This window comes from Cytobacillus oceanisediminis (assembly GCF_007830235.1).
GTDB lineage: Bacteria > Bacillota > Bacilli > Bacillales > Cytobacillaceae > Cytobacillus > Cytobacillus oceanisediminis.
Genome location: NZ_VLKI01000034.1, coordinates 13382 through 28774 on the forward strand (window position 1 = coordinate 13382; position 15393 = coordinate 28774).

General features: G+C 44.4%; 14 protein-coding genes and 1 riboswitch. Of the genes, 1 reads left to right on the forward strand and 13 read right to left on the reverse strand.

All coding sequences use genetic code 11. The features are described 5' to 3' along the window. Positions 1-4 precede the first annotated feature (4 nt). From purH to IQ19_RS26655, 13 genes are all read right to left on the reverse strand, one after another. Positions 5-1540, reverse strand: a complete 1536-nt coding sequence (gene purH, locus IQ19_RS26595) for a bifunctional phosphoribosylaminoimidazolecarboxamide formyltransferase/IMP cyclohydrolase (protein WP_144546658.1) — start codon at positions 1538-1540, stop codon at positions 5-7. Between the two features lie 160 nt (positions 1541-1700). Continuing rightward, positions 1701-2282, reverse strand: coding sequence for a phosphoribosylglycinamide formyltransferase (purN, locus tag IQ19_RS26600; RefSeq protein WP_144546660.1), 582 nt, complete (start codon positions 2280-2282; stop codon positions 1701-1703). Positions 2283-2305: 23 nt separating this feature from the next. Continuing rightward, complete coding sequence (gene purM, locus IQ19_RS26605) at positions 2306-3331, reverse strand: phosphoribosylformylglycinamidine cyclo-ligase (RefSeq protein WP_144546662.1); 1026 nt, start codon at positions 3329-3331, stop codon at positions 2306-2308. Between the two features lie 147 nt (positions 3332-3478). Then, on the reverse strand, positions 3479-4876 hold the full coding sequence (gene purF / locus IQ19_RS26610; protein ID WP_144546664.1) for an amidophosphoribosyltransferase: 1398 nt from the start codon (positions 4874-4876) through the stop codon (positions 3479-3481). Then, entirely contained in the window at positions 4861-7077 is a 2217-nt protein-coding gene (purL, locus tag IQ19_RS26615; RefSeq protein ID WP_144546666.1) for a phosphoribosylformylglycinamidine synthase subunit PurL, read from the reverse strand. Before purL ends, purF begins: the two co-directional genes overlap by 16 nt. After that, positions 7061-7747, reverse strand: a complete 687-nt coding sequence (gene purQ, locus IQ19_RS26620) for a phosphoribosylformylglycinamidine synthase subunit PurQ (protein ID WP_144546668.1) — start codon at positions 7745-7747, stop codon at positions 7061-7063. Before purQ ends, purL begins: the two co-directional genes overlap by 17 nt. Continuing rightward, positions 7744-7998, reverse strand: coding sequence for a phosphoribosylformylglycinamidine synthase subunit PurS (purS, locus tag IQ19_RS26625; protein ID WP_144546670.1), 255 nt, complete (start codon positions 7996-7998; stop codon positions 7744-7746). The genes purQ and purS overlap by 4 nt, the downstream gene beginning before the upstream one ends. Beyond that, the gene (gene purC / locus IQ19_RS26630; protein ID WP_144546672.1) at positions 7986-8711 is read right to left on the reverse strand and encodes a phosphoribosylaminoimidazolesuccinocarboxamide synthase; all 726 of its coding nucleotides are present in this window, start codon (positions 8709-8711) and stop codon (positions 7986-7988) included. Before purC ends, purS begins: the two co-directional genes overlap by 13 nt. A 151-nt stretch (positions 8712-8862) precedes the next feature. Beyond that, entirely contained in the window at positions 8863-10155 is a 1293-nt protein-coding gene (purB, locus tag IQ19_RS26635; RefSeq protein WP_144546674.1) for an adenylosuccinate lyase, read from the reverse strand. A 3-nt stretch (positions 10156-10158) separates the two neighbouring features. After that, positions 10159-11313, reverse strand: a complete 1155-nt coding sequence (purK, locus tag IQ19_RS26640) for a 5-(carboxyamino)imidazole ribonucleotide synthase (protein WP_199749564.1) — start codon at positions 11311-11313, stop codon at positions 10159-10161. Then, entirely contained in the window at positions 11300-11788 is a 489-nt protein-coding gene (gene purE / locus IQ19_RS26645) for a 5-(carboxyamino)imidazole ribonucleotide mutase (RefSeq protein WP_144546678.1), read from the reverse strand. The genes purK and purE overlap by 14 nt, the downstream gene beginning before the upstream one ends. A gap of 143 nt (positions 11789-11931) precedes the next feature. Then, positions 11932-12033: riboswitch (purine riboswitch) on the reverse strand. Positions 12034-12123: 90 nt separating this feature from the next. After that, positions 12124-12327 carry an NETI motif-containing protein gene (locus IQ19_RS26650; protein ID WP_144546680.1) on the reverse strand — a complete coding sequence of 68 codons (204 nt, stop codon included), beginning with the start codon at positions 12325-12327 and terminating at the stop codon, positions 12124-12126. Beyond that, on the reverse strand, positions 12324-12872 hold the full coding sequence (locus IQ19_RS26655) for a DUF2179 domain-containing protein (protein ID WP_394141650.1): 549 nt from the start codon (positions 12870-12872) through the stop codon (positions 12324-12326). The genes IQ19_RS26650 and IQ19_RS26655 overlap by 4 nt, the downstream gene beginning before the upstream one ends. A gap of 261 nt (positions 12873-13133) precedes the next feature. Here IQ19_RS26655 and IQ19_RS26660 point away from each other — a divergent pair, with 261 nt between their 5' ends. Continuing rightward, positions 13134-14588 (forward strand): aldehyde dehydrogenase family protein, encoded by a 1455-nt coding sequence (locus IQ19_RS26660; protein ID WP_144546682.1) that lies wholly within the window; start codon positions 13134-13136, stop codon positions 14586-14588. The last annotated feature ends 805 nt before the right edge of the window (positions 14589-15393 follow it).

Here is a 15393-nt window from a genome sequence, read left to right on the forward strand (position 1 = left end):
CGTTTTAATGTTTAAAATGGCGCACGCCTGTAAAGACCATTGCAATGCCGTACTCATCCGCTTTTTTGATTGAATCTTCGTCACGGATGGAGCCGCCCGGCTGAATGATCGCTGTGATGCCAGCCTTGGCTGCGACTTCGACTGTATCGTTCATAGGGAAGAATGCATCGGATGCCATTACCGCTCCGCTTGCATTTTCCCCAGCCTGTTCCAGCGCAATTTTGGCAGAACCGACACGGTTCATCTGCCCGGCCCCAACTCCAAGTGTCATATTCGCATCGTTTACGACAATCGCGTTCGATTTCACATGCTTAACAACTTTCCATCCAAGCTTGAGCGCTTTCCACTCTTCTTCAGTTGGCTCCCTTTTTGTCGCTACAGATACTTCTGCATCTTCAAGCGTATATTGATCATATTCCTGGGCAAGGAGGCCGCCTTCAATCGTGGATAATCTCATCTCTGCTTTCTTTTTTCCTTCAAAAGGAATCGTTAACAGGCGCAGATTCTTTTTCCCTTTTAAAATCTCAAGCGCTTCGTCTGAGAAAGAAGGAGCAATAATGATTTCAAGGAAGATTTCATAAAGCTTTTTCGCTGTCTCCGCATCCACTTCCCTGTTCAGGGCAATGATGCCGCCGAAAATAGAAACAGGATCCGCTGCAAATGCCTTTGAAAAAGCAGCAAATACATTCTCGCCAGTTCCAACTCCGCAAGGGTTCATGTGCTTAACGGCAACCGCTGCCGGCTCGGAGAATTCTTTTACAATTTGGAGAGCTGCATCTGCATCATTAATATTGTTATAGGATAGCTCTTTGCCATGAAGCTGCTCGGCATTGGCAATCGAAAATTCTGAACCAAGCGGCTTGCGGTAAAAAGCAGCCTTTTGGTGAGGGTTTTCGCCGTATCTTAACGTTTGCTTCAATTCAAATGTAACGGTTAGTTTTTCTGGTGCTTCTTCCTTAGCTAGATCTGTCATATATTCAGCGATCATTGCATCATAGGCAGCAGTATGGCGGAACACCTTCGCAGCAAGCTTGCGGCGGGTTTCCTTTTGTACTTCCCCGCTTTCTTTTAATTGAGAAAGCACCGTTTCATAATCGGCAGGATCCACGACAACGGTCACATACTCATGGTTCTTCGCTGATGCGCGCAGCATGGCTGGGCCGCCGATATCGATATTCTCAATCGCATCCTCCACTGTAACATCCGGTTTCGCGATTGTTTGCTGGAAAGGATACAAATTCACACACACAACCTGGATCGGCTGAATCTCATGCTCCTCAAGCTGCTGCTTGTGGCTAGGATCACCGTGCTTAGCAAGCAATCCGCCATGAATCATCGGATTTAACGTTTTAACACGCCCTTCCAAAATTTCCGGAAAGCCCGTAACATCACTGACTCCAACAACTGGAACGCCGCTTTCTTCCAACGCCTTTTTCGTTCCTCCTGTGGAAACAATCTCAAATCCAAGCTCGCTTAACTGCTGAGCAAATTCTGTTACCCCATTTTTATCAGAAACACTAATCAGTGCCCGTTTTTTCATTTCTGCTCCTCCTGACTGACTGCAAGACTTTTTTAGGTTCTGTTAATCTTGCCTGTTGATTTCCGCTCCAATCAACAGGGTGCTAGAATCAACAATAAGCTTTAACATAGTCTTTTTATCAAAAGCACCGTGACATTGCATTCTATGCATTAAAAATCCTTTATCCCTTTACCATTTTAGCATAAAAAAGATTCTGTAAAACTTGCGGATAAAGCTTATGCTCGACTTCATGAATCTTGTTCTGAAGACTCTCTCTAGTTTCATCCTCATCAATATCAACAGACTGCTGGGCAATAATCGGACCAGTATCCATGCCTTCGTCAACGAAATGGACCGTAACACCGCTGGCCTTCACATTTGCTTCCAGCGCCTGTCCGATTGCATCCTTTCCCGGAAAAGCCGGCAAAAGCGATGGATGAATATTTATTATTCTGCCCTCATACTCTTTGAGCAGAGTTGGGCCAATCAGCCTCATATAGCCAGCAAGAATTATATACTCGGCACCGCTCTCCTTCAGCTTCTGCAAAATCACTTCTTCATACACTGATTTGCCGGAATAATCCTTTGCTGAAAAAATGAACTGCGGTATACATTCCTTTTGAGCACGCTCTATGCTGTAAGCACCCGGACGATCACAGACAAATAGAACAATATCAGCCTTCAGTTCGCCCTGTTTAGATGCATCAATAATGGCCTGAAAGTTCGTTCCGCTTCCGGAAGCAAACACTGCGATTTTTACCATGACTTCCTCCTTAAGCGATCAACTTACAGAATTTCGATTCCTTCCTGTTCGGTAACTGTCCCCATTACGTAGGCTTTTTCCCCGAGTTCATTAAAGTAGGCAATCAGCTCATTCGCAACTTCCTTCTCGGCAGCAACGACCATGCCTGTTCCCATATTAAAAATGTTGTACATTTCTTTTCGCTCCAGCCCGCCGATCTTCTCCATCATTTTAAATACAGGCGGCACTTCCCATTTATTTTCTTCAAGCTGAGCACCTAGACCCTCAGGAAGCATGCGCGGAATATTCTCGATAAATCCGCCCCCTGTAATATGCGCCATCCCCTTCAGCTTGAATTTTTTCATAGCTGATAGAAGCGGCTTTACATAAATCTTTGTCGGACGAAGCAGCTCATCTCCCAATGTGCAGCCTAATTCTTCTATATGATCAGTTAAGGACATATTCGCTTTTTCAAAAAATAGTTTTCTGACAAGAGAGTAGCCATTGCTGTGAATGCCGCTTGATGCAAGGCCGATCAGCACATCCCCTGCTTTAATATCCGTACCGTTAATCAGGCTGGACTTTTCACATGCCCCGACCGCAAATCCAGCAAGGTCATATTCATCCTCACTGTACATGCCCGGCATTTCAGCTGTTTCGCCGCCTACAAGTCCGCACCCTGCCTGCTCGCAGCCATCTGCAATTCCTTTAACAATAGCTTCAATCCGTTCTGGCGCCGCTTTTCCGCATGCGATATAATCCAAGAAATATAGAGGCTCTGCTCCCTGTACCACTATATCATTCACGCACATCGCAACCGCATCAATGCCAATCGTATCGTGCTTATCCATCATAAAAGCGAGCATCAGTTTCGTGCCGACTCCATCTGTGCCTGATACTAAAACCGGTTCCTTCAGGTTGAGAACAGAAAGATCAAATATACCGCCAAATCCGCCCAAGCCACCAAGCACACCTGGACGAACTGTCTTCTGTACATGCTTTTTCATGCGTGAAACAGCCTCATAGCCTGCTTCAATATTCACTCCGGCTTGCTTATATGCATTTGCCATCTGTTTTTCACCCCATATTGGAAAAATAAAGGCCGATTCTTCAACTTATCGGCCAAAATAGTACTTTTAACGGCCAAAAATCAAGATTTATCGGCCAATTCTTCGTATTTATCGGCCAAACATAGCAATTTATCGGCCAAAGTTCAATTAAACCTTTTCATAAGGATGCACAGTGCTAGGGTAAATCTCCGTCGGATATTGGCCTGTAAAGCATGCCAGGCATTGTCCGTCTTTCCGGCCGATTGCTTTAACCATGCCTTCTGTACTTAAAAAGGTTAGCGTATCTGCGCCAATAATCTCTCTTATCTCTTCGACCGAGTGATTGCCTGCAATCAATTCTTCCTTAGTAGATGTATCTATTCCATAGAAGCATGGATTTTTAATAGGTGGTGAGCTGATCAGCACATGCACTTCTGTTGCACCTGCTTCTTTTAACATGCTCACAATCCTTCTGCTTGTTGTTCCGCGTACGATGGAGTCATCGACCATGATGACTCTTTTGCCTTCAACAACTCCGCGGACCGGCGATAATTTCATTTTCACACCCTGCTCCCTTAATGACTGGGATGGCTGGATAAACGTCCGGCCAACATAGCGGTTCTTGATCAGGCCCAATTCGTATGGAATGCCGGAAGCTTCCGCATAACCGATCGCAACAGAGATGCTCGAATCCGGCACTCCTGTAACAACATCGCCTTCAATCGGAACCTCAAGAGCCAGCTGCTTCCCAAGGTTTTTCCTTGCTGTATGGACATTAATTCCATTGATATTGCTGTCCGGGCGGGAAAAATAAACATATTCCATCGTGCACATTGCAATGTTGGAAGCCATTGCGAACATCTCAGAACGGAAGCCGTTGTCGTCAATAATCAACAGCTCTCCAGGCAAAATATCGCGGATAAATTCTGCACCGACCACATCGAAGGCACAGGTTTCCGAAGCGACCGCATAGGCACCGCCGATTTTACCGAGTGACAGTGGCCTCATCCCGTTTGGATCAAGCGCAACCATCAATTCAGTTTCCGTCATAATCAGAAAAGCGTAAGCTCCTTTAATCATGGATAGAGCATTTTTAACACGTTCCTTTAAAGAAGAGAAACCAGCACGCTTAATCAGGTGAGCCAAAACCTCTGTATCCGAGCTTGTTTGAAAAATGCTGCCCTGCCCTTCCAGCTGATGCTTTAAGGCAGTCGCATTAACTAGATTTCCGTTATGGCAAAGCGCGAGGCTGCCGCTCTGGGAGTTAAACAGCAGAGGCTGGACATTTTCATATCCGCCCCCGCCGGCAGTCGCATAGCGGACATGCCCGATTGCTGCTTTCCCTTCAAGCTCCTTCATCGCGTCAGCTGTAAAAATTTCTGTAACAAGGCCTTCACCTTTAATGCCTTTTAGCTTCTTGCCATCTGTGACGACCATTCCCGTCCCCTCCTGGCCGCGATGCTGAAGGCTATGAAGTCCGTAATACGTAATTTGGGAGGCATCCTGATGTCCCCATACACCAAAAACCCCGCACTCTTCATTCAACCCTCTTATTTCAGCAAGCATGGGATGGCTCCTTTCCAGGCCTGCTCCAGCACTTCAACCTGTTCGGCAAGTACAAGGCCCTCTTCGTTGGAAATGTATAGTACAGGTGCTTCAGTCACTTCACCAATTAGCTTGGCGTCTACTAGCCTTTCAAATTCTTCCTGATTCTCTTTTTTAACAGAAAGAAGGAAGCGGGACTGGGATTCACTGAATAAAGCAGAAGTTGTATTGCCTGACACTTTCACATCCGCCCCAAGCCCTTTTGAACCGATTAAGCTCTCTGCAACTGCCACTGCCAATCCGCCTTCTGCCACATCATGTGCTGATGCCAGAAGCCCTGAACGGATCGCTTTTAGAATTTGTGCCTGAACCTTTTCTTCTTTTTCCAAATCAAGCTCAGGCGCTTTTCCAAAGATCTTGCCGTATGCCATCTTCTGCAGCTCGCTGCCTCCGAATTCATCCTTTGTTTCGCCTACCAGATAAATAAGGTCGCCAGCAGCTTTAAAAGATTGTGTAGTTACATGGTCAATATCTTCTACCAGTCCGACCATTCCAATGACTGGTGTAGGATAAATCGCCGTTCCATTTGTTTCGTTATATAGAGAGACGTTTCCGCCGATAACTGGTGTATTTAATGTACGGCAAGCATCACTGATTCCATCTGCCGCTTTTTCAATCTGCCAGAAGATTTCCGGCTTTTCCGGATTACCGAAGTTCAAGTTGTCAGTGATGGCTAAAGGTACTCCGCCGGAGCAGACAATATTTCTTGCTGCTTCAGCTACAGCAATTTTGCCGCCTGTTTCAGGATCCAGATACATATAGCGGGAATTGCAGTCTGTCGTCATTGCAAGTCCTTTGCGTGTTCCGCGGATACGGATCACAGCAGCATCTGACCCAGGCGCTACAACTGTATTCGTGCGAACCATGTAGTCATACTGATCATAAACCCACTCTTTGCTGGCAATCGTAGGCTGCTGGAGCAGCTTCACAAGCGTTTCTTTGTAATCTTCAACAGCCGGGATTTCATTTTCCATCGCCTGGAATTCACGATAATATTCCGGTTCGCTTGATGGCTTATGGTAGACCGGTGCATCCTCTGCAAGTGCATCAACCGGAAGCTCTGCCACCACTTCTCCTTTATGGGTGAGGCGAAGCATTTTATCATCGGTTACTTTACCGACGGACACTGCTTCAAGGCCATACTTGGAAAATAAATCGACGATCTCCTGTTCGCGTCCTTTTTTCACAACGATCAGCATTCTTTCCTGTGATTCAGAAAGCATCATTTCATAAGCTGTCATGCCTGTTTCCCTTTGTGGAACAAGGTCTAGGTTCATCTCGATTCCGGAACCAGCTTTACTTGCCATCTCAGCTGATGAGCTTGTCAGACCGGCAGCCCCCATATCCTGAATGCCGACAAGGGCATCGGATTGGACCAATTCAAGGCATGCTTCCAAAAGAAGCTTTTCCATGAACGGGTCACCAACCTGGACAGCCGGGCGTTTTGCTTCTGATTGATCTGTCAGTTCTTCAGATGCGAAAGTTGCGCCGTGGATTCCATCACGGCCTGTTTTCGCTCCGACATACATAACCGTGTTGCCGACGCCGTGCGCCTGGCCTTTTTTAATATCCTTATGGTCGATTAAACCAACACACATGGCATTAACTAGCGGATTGCCTTCATAGGAAGGATCAAACTGCACTTCTCCTCCAACTGTTGGAATGCCGATGCAATTTCCATAACCGGCAATGCCTGCGACTACTTCTTTAAAAAGGTACCGAACACGAGGAGAATCCAATTCTCCAAAGCGTAAAGAGTTGAGGAGCGCGACCGGTCTTGCGCCCATTGAAAATACATCGCGGATAATCCCGCCGACACCTGTTGCAGCCCCCTGGTAAGGCTCAATTGCAGAAGGGTGATTATGGCTTTCAATTTTAAAAACAACAGCTTGCCCATCGCCGATATCAACAATTCCAGCTCCCTCCCCTGGTCCTTGAAGAACTTTCTCTCCTGTTGTTGGGAACTTGCTTAATACGGGCTTGGAATTTTTATAGCTGCAGTGCTCAGACCACATAACAGAAAACAAGCCGATTTCTGTATAATTTGGCAAACGCCCGATAATCTTTTCAATCATCGCAAATTCTTCGTCAGACAAACCCATTTCCTTGTATACCTTCTGTGCCTTTAACTGTTCCGGACTTGGCTCAAGCATTAACGACATGTGCTTCCCTCCATTGTTTTACGATTGATTGAAAAAGTTTCAAGCCATCTGCTCCCCCTAAAAGCTCATCAACAGCTCTTTCAGGGTGCGGCATCATGCCGAGAACATTTCCTTTTTCATTGATAATGCCTGCGATATTTTCCAGGCTGCCATTAGGATTGGTTCCGTTATAAGTAAAAACGATCTGATTATTTTCCTGCAATTTCGCCAAAGTAGCTTCATCACAATAATAGTTGCCTTCGCCATGGGCAATTGGAATCTGAATGACTTCATTTTTTTCGTAAGAAGACGAAAACATGGTCTCGTTGTTGGCGACCTTTAATTCAACGGAACGGCAGATGAATTTAAGGCTATCGTTTCTTCTCATCGCCCCTGGCAAAAGGCCTGCCTCCAATAAAACTTGAAATCCGTTGCATACACCCAAAACCGGTTTGCCTGCCTCAGCCGCTTTCACTACTTCTTTCATGACATTGCTGAAGCGCGCTACTGCACCGGAACGAAGGTAATCGCCGTATGAAAACCCGCCGGGAAGAAGGATTCCGTCATACTCATCCAAGCTTTCTGCGTCATGCCATACATATTCGGCTTCCGCTCCAAGCTCATCCTTTACTGCATGGTACATGTCGATGTCACAATTGGATCCTGGAAATACGATGACTGCGAACTTCACTGGGCAACAGCCTCCTCAATTTCAAAGCGGTAATCTTCAATCACAACATTGGCCAAAAGACGCTCGCACATTTCCTTCACTGCCTCTTCGACCGGGCGCTCGCTCTTTTTAATCGTCAGCTCCATGTATTTACCGATGCGCACATCAGATACTTCACTATAATTCATGGAATGAAGCGAATTTTTCACAACTGTTCCCTGAGGATCTAAAACACTTTCTCTTAATGTGACGAAAACTTTTACTTTGTACATACCGTTTGGCCTCCCAGTCTCGCTAAAATATTTTCATAGGCATCTGTTAAATTGCCAAGATCTCTGCGGAAAACATCTTTATCCAGCTTTTCATTTGTTTCCAAATCCCATAGCCTGCAAGTATCGGGCGAAATCTCATCCGCCAGCATTATATCGCCAGAAGAATCTTTCCCGAACTCAAGCTTAAAATCTACCAGGTTAATACCCAGCTCTTTGAAAAAGTCTCTTAAAATAGTATTTACATGGAGCGCCTTTTCTTTTAAAAGGGCTACTTCCTGCTCGTCAGCAAGCTGCAGCACTTCAATATGATCCTCTGTCAAAAGCGGATCGCCGAGTTCATCGTCTTTGAAGTAGAACTCAACAATCGGTCTAGACAATTCTTTACCTTCTTCAACTCCCAATCTCTTAGAAAAACTCCCAGCTGCAAGGTTGCGGACCACTGTTTCGAGCGGAATGATATCCACCTTTTTCACAAGCTGCTCTGTCTCTGAAAGTTTTTTAATAAAGTGGGATTCAATTCCCAGCTCCTGAAGCTTTGAAAATAACAAACTCGTAATCTCGTTATTCAGACGGCCCTTGCCGCTGATGCTTGCCTTTTTCTCACCATTAAAAGCTGTTGCTGAATCTTTATATTCAATCCACACGATGTTTTCATCGTTTGTTCTGTATACTTTTTTGGCTTTGCCTTCGTATAACAATGTTCCTTTTTCCACAGTGGTGAGCCTCCCTTATTTGAAAAGCGTAAGTGCCTTGGTCAGGGGCGAACCCTCGAGCCATAGACGCTGGAGCTAGACATTTTTATAAGAAAATTGGGAATTTTCCCGATAAGAAAGAGGTAAAGACTGCTCTTTACCTCTTATTTTTTTACAAACCTAAACGGTCAAAAATTGTATCCACATGCTTGATGTGGTAGTTATAGTCAAAGCAGTCATTAATTTCTGCTTCAGAAAGCTTTGATGTAATGGTTTCGTCCTGCTCGATCAGGCTGCGGAATTGCACTTGCTTTTCCCATGCTTCCATTGCACGCGGCTGGACAGTGTCATATGCTGCTTCACGAGTCATCCCTTTGTCAATTAAAGCAAGAAGAACACGCTGAGAGTAAATTAACCCTAGAGTACGGTCCATATTGCGTTTCATGTTTTCAGGGAAAACAGTTAAATTTTTAACAATGTTGCCAAAACGGTTCAGCATATAATTCAACGCAATTGTTGCATCCGGAATAATGATTCTTTCAGCCGAAGAGTGGGAAATATCGCGCTCGTGCCATAGGGAAACATTTTCATAGGCAGTCATCATATAGCCGCGGATCACTCTAGCCATTCCTGTCATATTTTCAGAACCAATCGGGTTGCGCTTATGCGGCATGGCTGAAGAGCCTTTTTGGCCTTTTGCGAAAAATTCTTCAACTTCGCGCGTTTCGCTTTTTTGAAGGCCGCGGATTTCCGTTGCGAATTTTTCAATTGATGTAGCAACAAGAGCAATCGCACCCATATAGTGGGCATGGCGGTCACGCTGAAGTGTTTGGGTAGAAATTGGCGCAGGCTGCAGGCCGAGTTTTTCGCATACATATTTCTCAACGAATGGATCGATGTTTGCATATGTTCCAACCGCACCGGAAATTTTGCCGAACTCCACACCAGCAGCTGCTTCTTTAAAGCGTTCAAGATTTCGTTTCATTTCTTCATACCAAAGGGCAAGCTTTAAGCCGAAAGTAGTTGGCTCTGCATGTACCCCATGTGTACGGCCCATCATAACAGTATGCTTATGTTCTTGGGCTTTGTTTTTCAGGATTTCAACAAAGCGTTCCAGATCTTTAAGAAGGATATCATTCGCCTGCTTGATTAAGTAAGAAAGCGCCGTATCGACCACATCAGTTGATGTAAGCCCGTAATGAACCCATTTGCGCTCCTCGCCAAGTGTTTCAGAAACTGCACGTGTAAAAGCAACTACGTCATGCCTTGTTTCTTCTTCGATTTCTTTAATGCGGTTGATATCAAAGGAAGCATTTTCACGAATTTTTTGGACATCCTCTTTCGGAATGTCGCCTAATTCTGCCCATGCTTCACAAGCAAGAATCTCAACCTCAAGCCAAGCCTGAAAGCGGTTCTCCTCTTTCCAAATAGCTCCCATTTCTGGTCTCGTATAACGTTCAATCATGTTTTATCCTCCGATCTTTTCCTTCACATCGGCCCATATGCCGCTCTTTTCAGCTTCTTCAAGCGCTTCTTCCGCTGAATTCCGCAAAAGCGTGACATGGCCCATCTTGCGTTTATATTTGGCACCCTTTTTTCCGTACAAATGAATCTTCCAGTCATTCAGTTCAGGTATTTTCTTTAGCAAAGGGTCGTGATGCTCTCCTAGTATGTTTACCATAACAGCCGGTTTTAATAGCTCTGTGCTGCCAAGCTGCCAATTGCAAACCGCCCGGATATGCTGCTCAAACTGGGAGGTCTCACAGGCTTCAATGGAATAATGCCCTGAATTATGCGGACGCGGCGCAAGCTCGTTTATATAAACCTGCCCGTCCTTTGTCAAAAACATTTCAACAGCAAGCGTACCGATTAACCCCAATGCTTCTGCAAGCTGGTTTGCTGCTTGAATTGCCTTTTCCTCAGCAGCCTCTGTAACAATGGCAGGAACAATTGTCTGATGCAGAATATTTTCTTTATGAATGTTTTCCCCTACCGGAAAAACAGCTGTTTCTCCTGAGACGCTTCTGCAGATGATCACTGAGATTTCTTTTTCAAAAGGAATCCATTTTTCAAGAACACATACGCCTCTTTCCAGAAGCTGTTCAGCATCTGTTAATTCCTGTTCGCTTTTTATGACTAGCTGCCCTTTGCCGTCGTAACCGCCTCTGGAAGTCTTTATTACCGCCGGATAGCCAAGCTTTTCTATATTATCATAAATGTCTTTTGCTGTTGTGATGACCGCGTATGGTGCAACCTCACAGCCCGCTTTTTGAATGGCCGCTTTCTCTTTCGTCCGGTCCTGGGTGATTTCCAGAACCTCGCTGCCTTGTGGTACATATGCATGGGCACATAACCAATCCAGTGCTTCAGCATTGATATTTTCAAATTCATAGGTTACAACATCGCTGACTTCTGCCAGTTCTTTTATAGCGTCCAAGCTGTCAAACTCTCCAGTGATTTCGATATCTGCAACCTGTCCGCAAGGCGAGTTTTCAGTTGGATCCAATACCGCGATTCTAAAACCCTGTGCTTTGGCAGCAAGAGCCATCATTCTCCCAAGCTGGCCGCCGCCAATAATTCCGATCGTTTGTCCAGGCAAAATCGTTTTATTAGACAAGTTCATCACTGCTTTCTAAAACTTCCTGTTTTATTTTTTCTCTTCTATGTTCCAGGCGTTCTGCAATTTGCTTATCAAAAGCTCCAAGGATTTGTGCTGCCAATAATCCTGCATTGGTTGCACCGGCCTTTCCGATCGCAACGGTCGCGACAGGAACTCCGCCAGGCATTTGCACTATGGATAATAATGAATCCAGCCCATTTAGAGCTTTTGATTGGACTGGAACTCCGATAACCGGAAGGGTCGTTTTGGCAGCTACCATTCCCGGCAGGTGAGCTGCTCCCCCTGCACCAGCAATAATTACCTTTATCCCTCTATCTCTTGCCTGCTCGGCAAATTCAAACATAAGATCCGGAGTCCGATGCGCTGAGACGACCTTTTTTTCAAAAGGGATTTCTAGCTCTTCCAGAATTCCGCAAGCGTGCTTCATTGTTTCCCAATCTGATTTGCTCCCCATAATGACTGCTGCTTGTGCGTTCATTCTTTCTCCTCCAAATCAGTAAATATAAAAAACCCGGACAGATTCCTTCTCTTTATGAGAGAAAGTAATCTGTCCGGGCCAAAATTAACCATAATAAAAGGAATATACCTAATTGCAGCAGGAACCATTCCTTTATCACGCCGGGCATATCAGCTTTCCCTCATAGTCCGGCAATTTACGGTTGCCGGGTAGAAACTCATGGGCCATATTCCCATTATTATACGAGGGGTTATTCACGTTTTATTAACTACCACCATATTAACAACTTGCCTGATACTATGTCAACCGAAAAATCGAACAATACTAAAAGTCAGACAATTAATGTTCGTGTTTTACTATTCAACCCGTTCCGCTTCAAAAACGATTTGACGGCCTGCCGGTTCATAATCGACATTTCCGCCTTTCTTGACCTCTTTAAAAATAGGCTTTTCCGTTCTTCTTACAGGCATATACCCTGCTTTTTGGATACGTGCCAGACATTGGTCGATTGTTTCATTTTCCTGAACTTCAAAAACCATTTTGCTCTTGCCTTTGCTCATTGAGATAACTTTCCTCTCTTAACAGATTTCACCCAGAAGCCGCCATGAATGGTTTTTGGCTCATAAGCGATAATAAAAGCCTTCGGATCCAGTTCTTTAATCGTTTGATAAAGCTTCAGCTCATATTTTCTCGGCGTCAAAATCTGCAGGGCCATCCGATCGCCTTCCAAACCGTTGGCAGCCCAGTTTGTCACACCATATCCTTTATCCCTTAATGCCTTGGGTAAATCCCGGTCATATTCCTTGGTAATCACATTAACCGTAATATAGCCAAGCGCCAACTTCTCTTCAATCTTCATTCCCACAATAACACCAATTCCATACCCCACTGCATAGGCAATCAAATTCTGTATCTCATTAAGATTATCAAGTACAAGACCCAAACCAATTACATAGATGACAACTTCAATTGTACTTATAAAAGCTGCAAGGTATCGCTGTCCTTTCAGCGTCAGAATCATCCTGATCGTAAAAAAAGATACATATACAATATTAATGATCAATATAATGGCGACCATAATAAAACTGTTTTCCAGCAATGCCATATCCTCCTTCACGGGTGTATTAAGAGTGCTCTTGCTCCACCCCATCCCCATTAAGTCCCTATTGTACAAAAGAATTAAAGGTTTGATAACCTTTTTCCGCAAATCCGATACTTTTCTGTTAGGTTATCCTTTTTCAAGAGGAATGAAACGACAATGATTCCATCCTTCAGCAATTAACAAATATTATAAAGTTTAGCTCCTTTCCATGAAAGGAATAGTTTAAATATATTAACTAAAAAACAGCAGCTAAGGAGTGACATAATGAGTAAATTTCAGGATTTAAACAAGCAATATATAGATGGAGAATGGCGGGACGGAACCGGTAAAACAATATATAAGGACACGAATCCTTTCAACGAGGAAACACTGGCAGAGTTTAAAATGGCCAGTGTAGAAGATATAAGCGAAGCTTATCAATCAGCAAAACAGGCTCAAAAAGCTTGGAGCGAGACCAATCCTTTTGAGCGTTCAACCATAATGGAAAATGCGGTTCGCATTATGAATGAGCGGCGTGAAGAACTGGTAGAGCTTCTCGTATTGGAGTCCGGATCTTCCCATTTAAAAGCAAATGTGGAGATAGATTTCTGCATTGCTATTACACGTGAGGCTGCATCCTTCCCTCTAAGGATGGATGGAACAATGGTACCTTCACTTGTACCAGGCAAAGAAAACAGAGTTTACCGCAAACCTTTAGGGGCGGTAGGTGTCATCGGGCCCTTCAACTTCCCTATGTACCTTGCCATGCGTTCGGTGGCTCCTGCTCTGGCGGTCGGGAATGGAGTCGTCCTTAAACCGGATGAAAAAACTGCCATGAGCGGCGGAACAATCCTGGGCAAAATCTTTGAGGAGGCCGGAGTTCCTAAAGGTGTGCTGAATGTTGTTGTAGCAGACATGGGAGAAATTGAAGATTCATTTGTTGAACATCCAATTCCGCGGATGATCTCTTTCACCGGCTCGACAGGTGTAGGCCGCCACATTGGGGAGCTTTGCGGCAGAAATATTAAAAAATCCGTATTAGAACTTGGCGGCAACAATGCCCTTATCGTCCTGAAAGACGCAGATATTCAAAGAGCTGTTAATGCAGCGGCATTCGGAAAGTACATGCATAACGGGCAAATCTGCATGTCACTAAACCGGATTATTGTTCACCGCAATGTATATGATGAATTCGTAAAGCGCTTTGTGGATAAAGCAGAAAGCATTAAGGTAGGAGATCCGCGCGACAAGGATACCCTGATCGGCCCATTAATTAATCGGGCAGCCATTGATAGATTGCTTGGCCAAATTGAAGAGGCGCGCCAGCAGGGTGCAGAGACAGTACTGGAAGGCAAAGTTGACGGCAACGTGATGAGCCCTGTGATCTTAACAGGAACAAATGAGGTTGCTACTGCTAAGAACGAAATGTTCGGACCTGTTGTGACGCTCATCCCTATCGACAGTGAAGAAGAAGCTATCCGCGTTGCAAATGACACACCATACGGATTAAGCGGCTCCGTCCATACCCGCTCCGTTGAAAAAGGTGTAGAAATCGCAAAGCAAATGGAAACCGGCATGGTCCATGTAAACGACCAAAGTGTCAACGACGAACCGCTTGTAGCGTTCGGAGGCGAAAAAGATTCAGGACTAGGCCGCTTCGGAGGCGAATGGTCGCTGGAAGAATTCACAACACTCCAATGGATCTCCACACAGAACAAGCCGCGGGAATATCCGTTTTAAAAAAGACAAGAGGAACGCACCGGCTATCCGGTGTGTTTTTTGTTTGAAACTTTTTGTTAAAGTTCTACTTGTGCCTAAAAATGGATCCATTTGATTACTTCCCTTATGAATAATTGACGAAATTGCTTAGCTCCATTAAAACCTATTTTTATAAACAAATTAGTCCATTTAACTAGATTTCTTTTAATTTTAGTTAAAATTGACACAACTTACGCGTTTTCTGTTGAAGGATCAGCATTTAAGAAAGGGAGCCTCAAAAGGGCGCCATTGAGCCAACTGACCGATATATGAAAAAAGTGACCGATAAAATAGAATTCTGACCGATATATCGAAAAAAGCGACCGATAAAATAGAATTCTGACCGATATATCGAAAAAGTGACTGATAAAATAAAATTCTGACCGATATATCGAAAAAGTGACTGATAAAATAAAATTCTGACCGATATATCGAAAAAATGACTGATAAAATAAAATTCTGACCGATATATCGGAAAAAGCGACCGATAAAATAGAATTCTGATCGATATATCGAAAAAGTGACCGATATATGCTAAAAGTAAAGATGTGTTACTAAGTAACTCTCTTATTAACTGAGACCTTTTATATTGTTAAAAGATATTTAATCAAAAAAATAGCTAAAACAAAAAAAAGCACCATTTTAGTGCTTCCGATCAATTGATACTTCATTTATTCATCTTTCAACTTCTCAAACCAAATAAAGAGCACCCCTCAGGTGCTCTTTCTATTGCCCGGCAGCGTCCTACTCTCACAGGGGGACAGCCCCCAACTACCATCGGCGCTGA

Excerpts from the sequence above, each read along its gene's own strand:
- purH (WP_144546658.1), bottom strand. The coding sequence starts at position 1,540 with ATGAAAAAACGGGCACTGATTAGTGTTTCTGATAAAAATGGGGTAACA.
- purN (WP_144546660.1), bottom strand. The coding sequence starts at position 2,282 with ATGGTAAAAATCGCAGTGTTTGCTTCCGGAAGCGGAACGAACTTTCAG.
- purM (WP_144546662.1), bottom strand. The coding sequence starts at position 3,331 with ATGGCAAATGCATATAAGCAAGCCGGAGTGAATATTGAAGCAGGCTAT.
- purF (WP_144546664.1), bottom strand. The coding sequence starts at position 4,876 with ATGCTTGCTGAAATAAGAGGGTTGAATGAAGAGTGCGGGGTTTTTGGT.
- purL (WP_144546666.1), bottom strand. The coding sequence starts at position 7,077 with ATGTCGTTAATGCTTGAGCCAAGTCCGGAACAGTTAAAGGCACAGAAG.
- purS (WP_144546670.1), bottom strand. The coding sequence starts at position 7,998 with ATGTACAAAGTAAAAGTTTTCGTCACATTAAGAGAAAGTGTTTTAGAT.
- purB (WP_144546674.1), bottom strand. The coding sequence starts at position 10,155 with ATGATTGAACGTTATACGAGACCAGAAATGGGAGCTATTTGGAAAGAG.
- purK (WP_199749564.1), bottom strand. The coding sequence starts at position 11,313 with ATGAACTTGTCTAATAAAACGATTTTGCCTGGACAAACGATCGGAATT.
- purE (WP_144546678.1), bottom strand. The coding sequence starts at position 11,788 with ATGAACGCACAAGCAGCAGTCATTATGGGGAGCAAATCAGATTGGGAA.
- IQ19_RS26650 (WP_144546680.1), bottom strand. The coding sequence starts at position 12,327 with ATGAGCAAAGGCAAGAGCAAAATGGTTTTTGAAGTTCAGGAAAATGAA.
- IQ19_RS26655 (WP_394141650.1), bottom strand. The coding sequence starts at position 12,872 with ATGGCATTGCTGGAAAACAGTTTTATTATGGTCGCCATTATATTGATC.
- IQ19_RS26660 (WP_144546682.1), top strand. The coding sequence starts at position 13,134 with ATGAGTAAATTTCAGGATTTAAACAAGCAATATATAGATGGAGAATGG.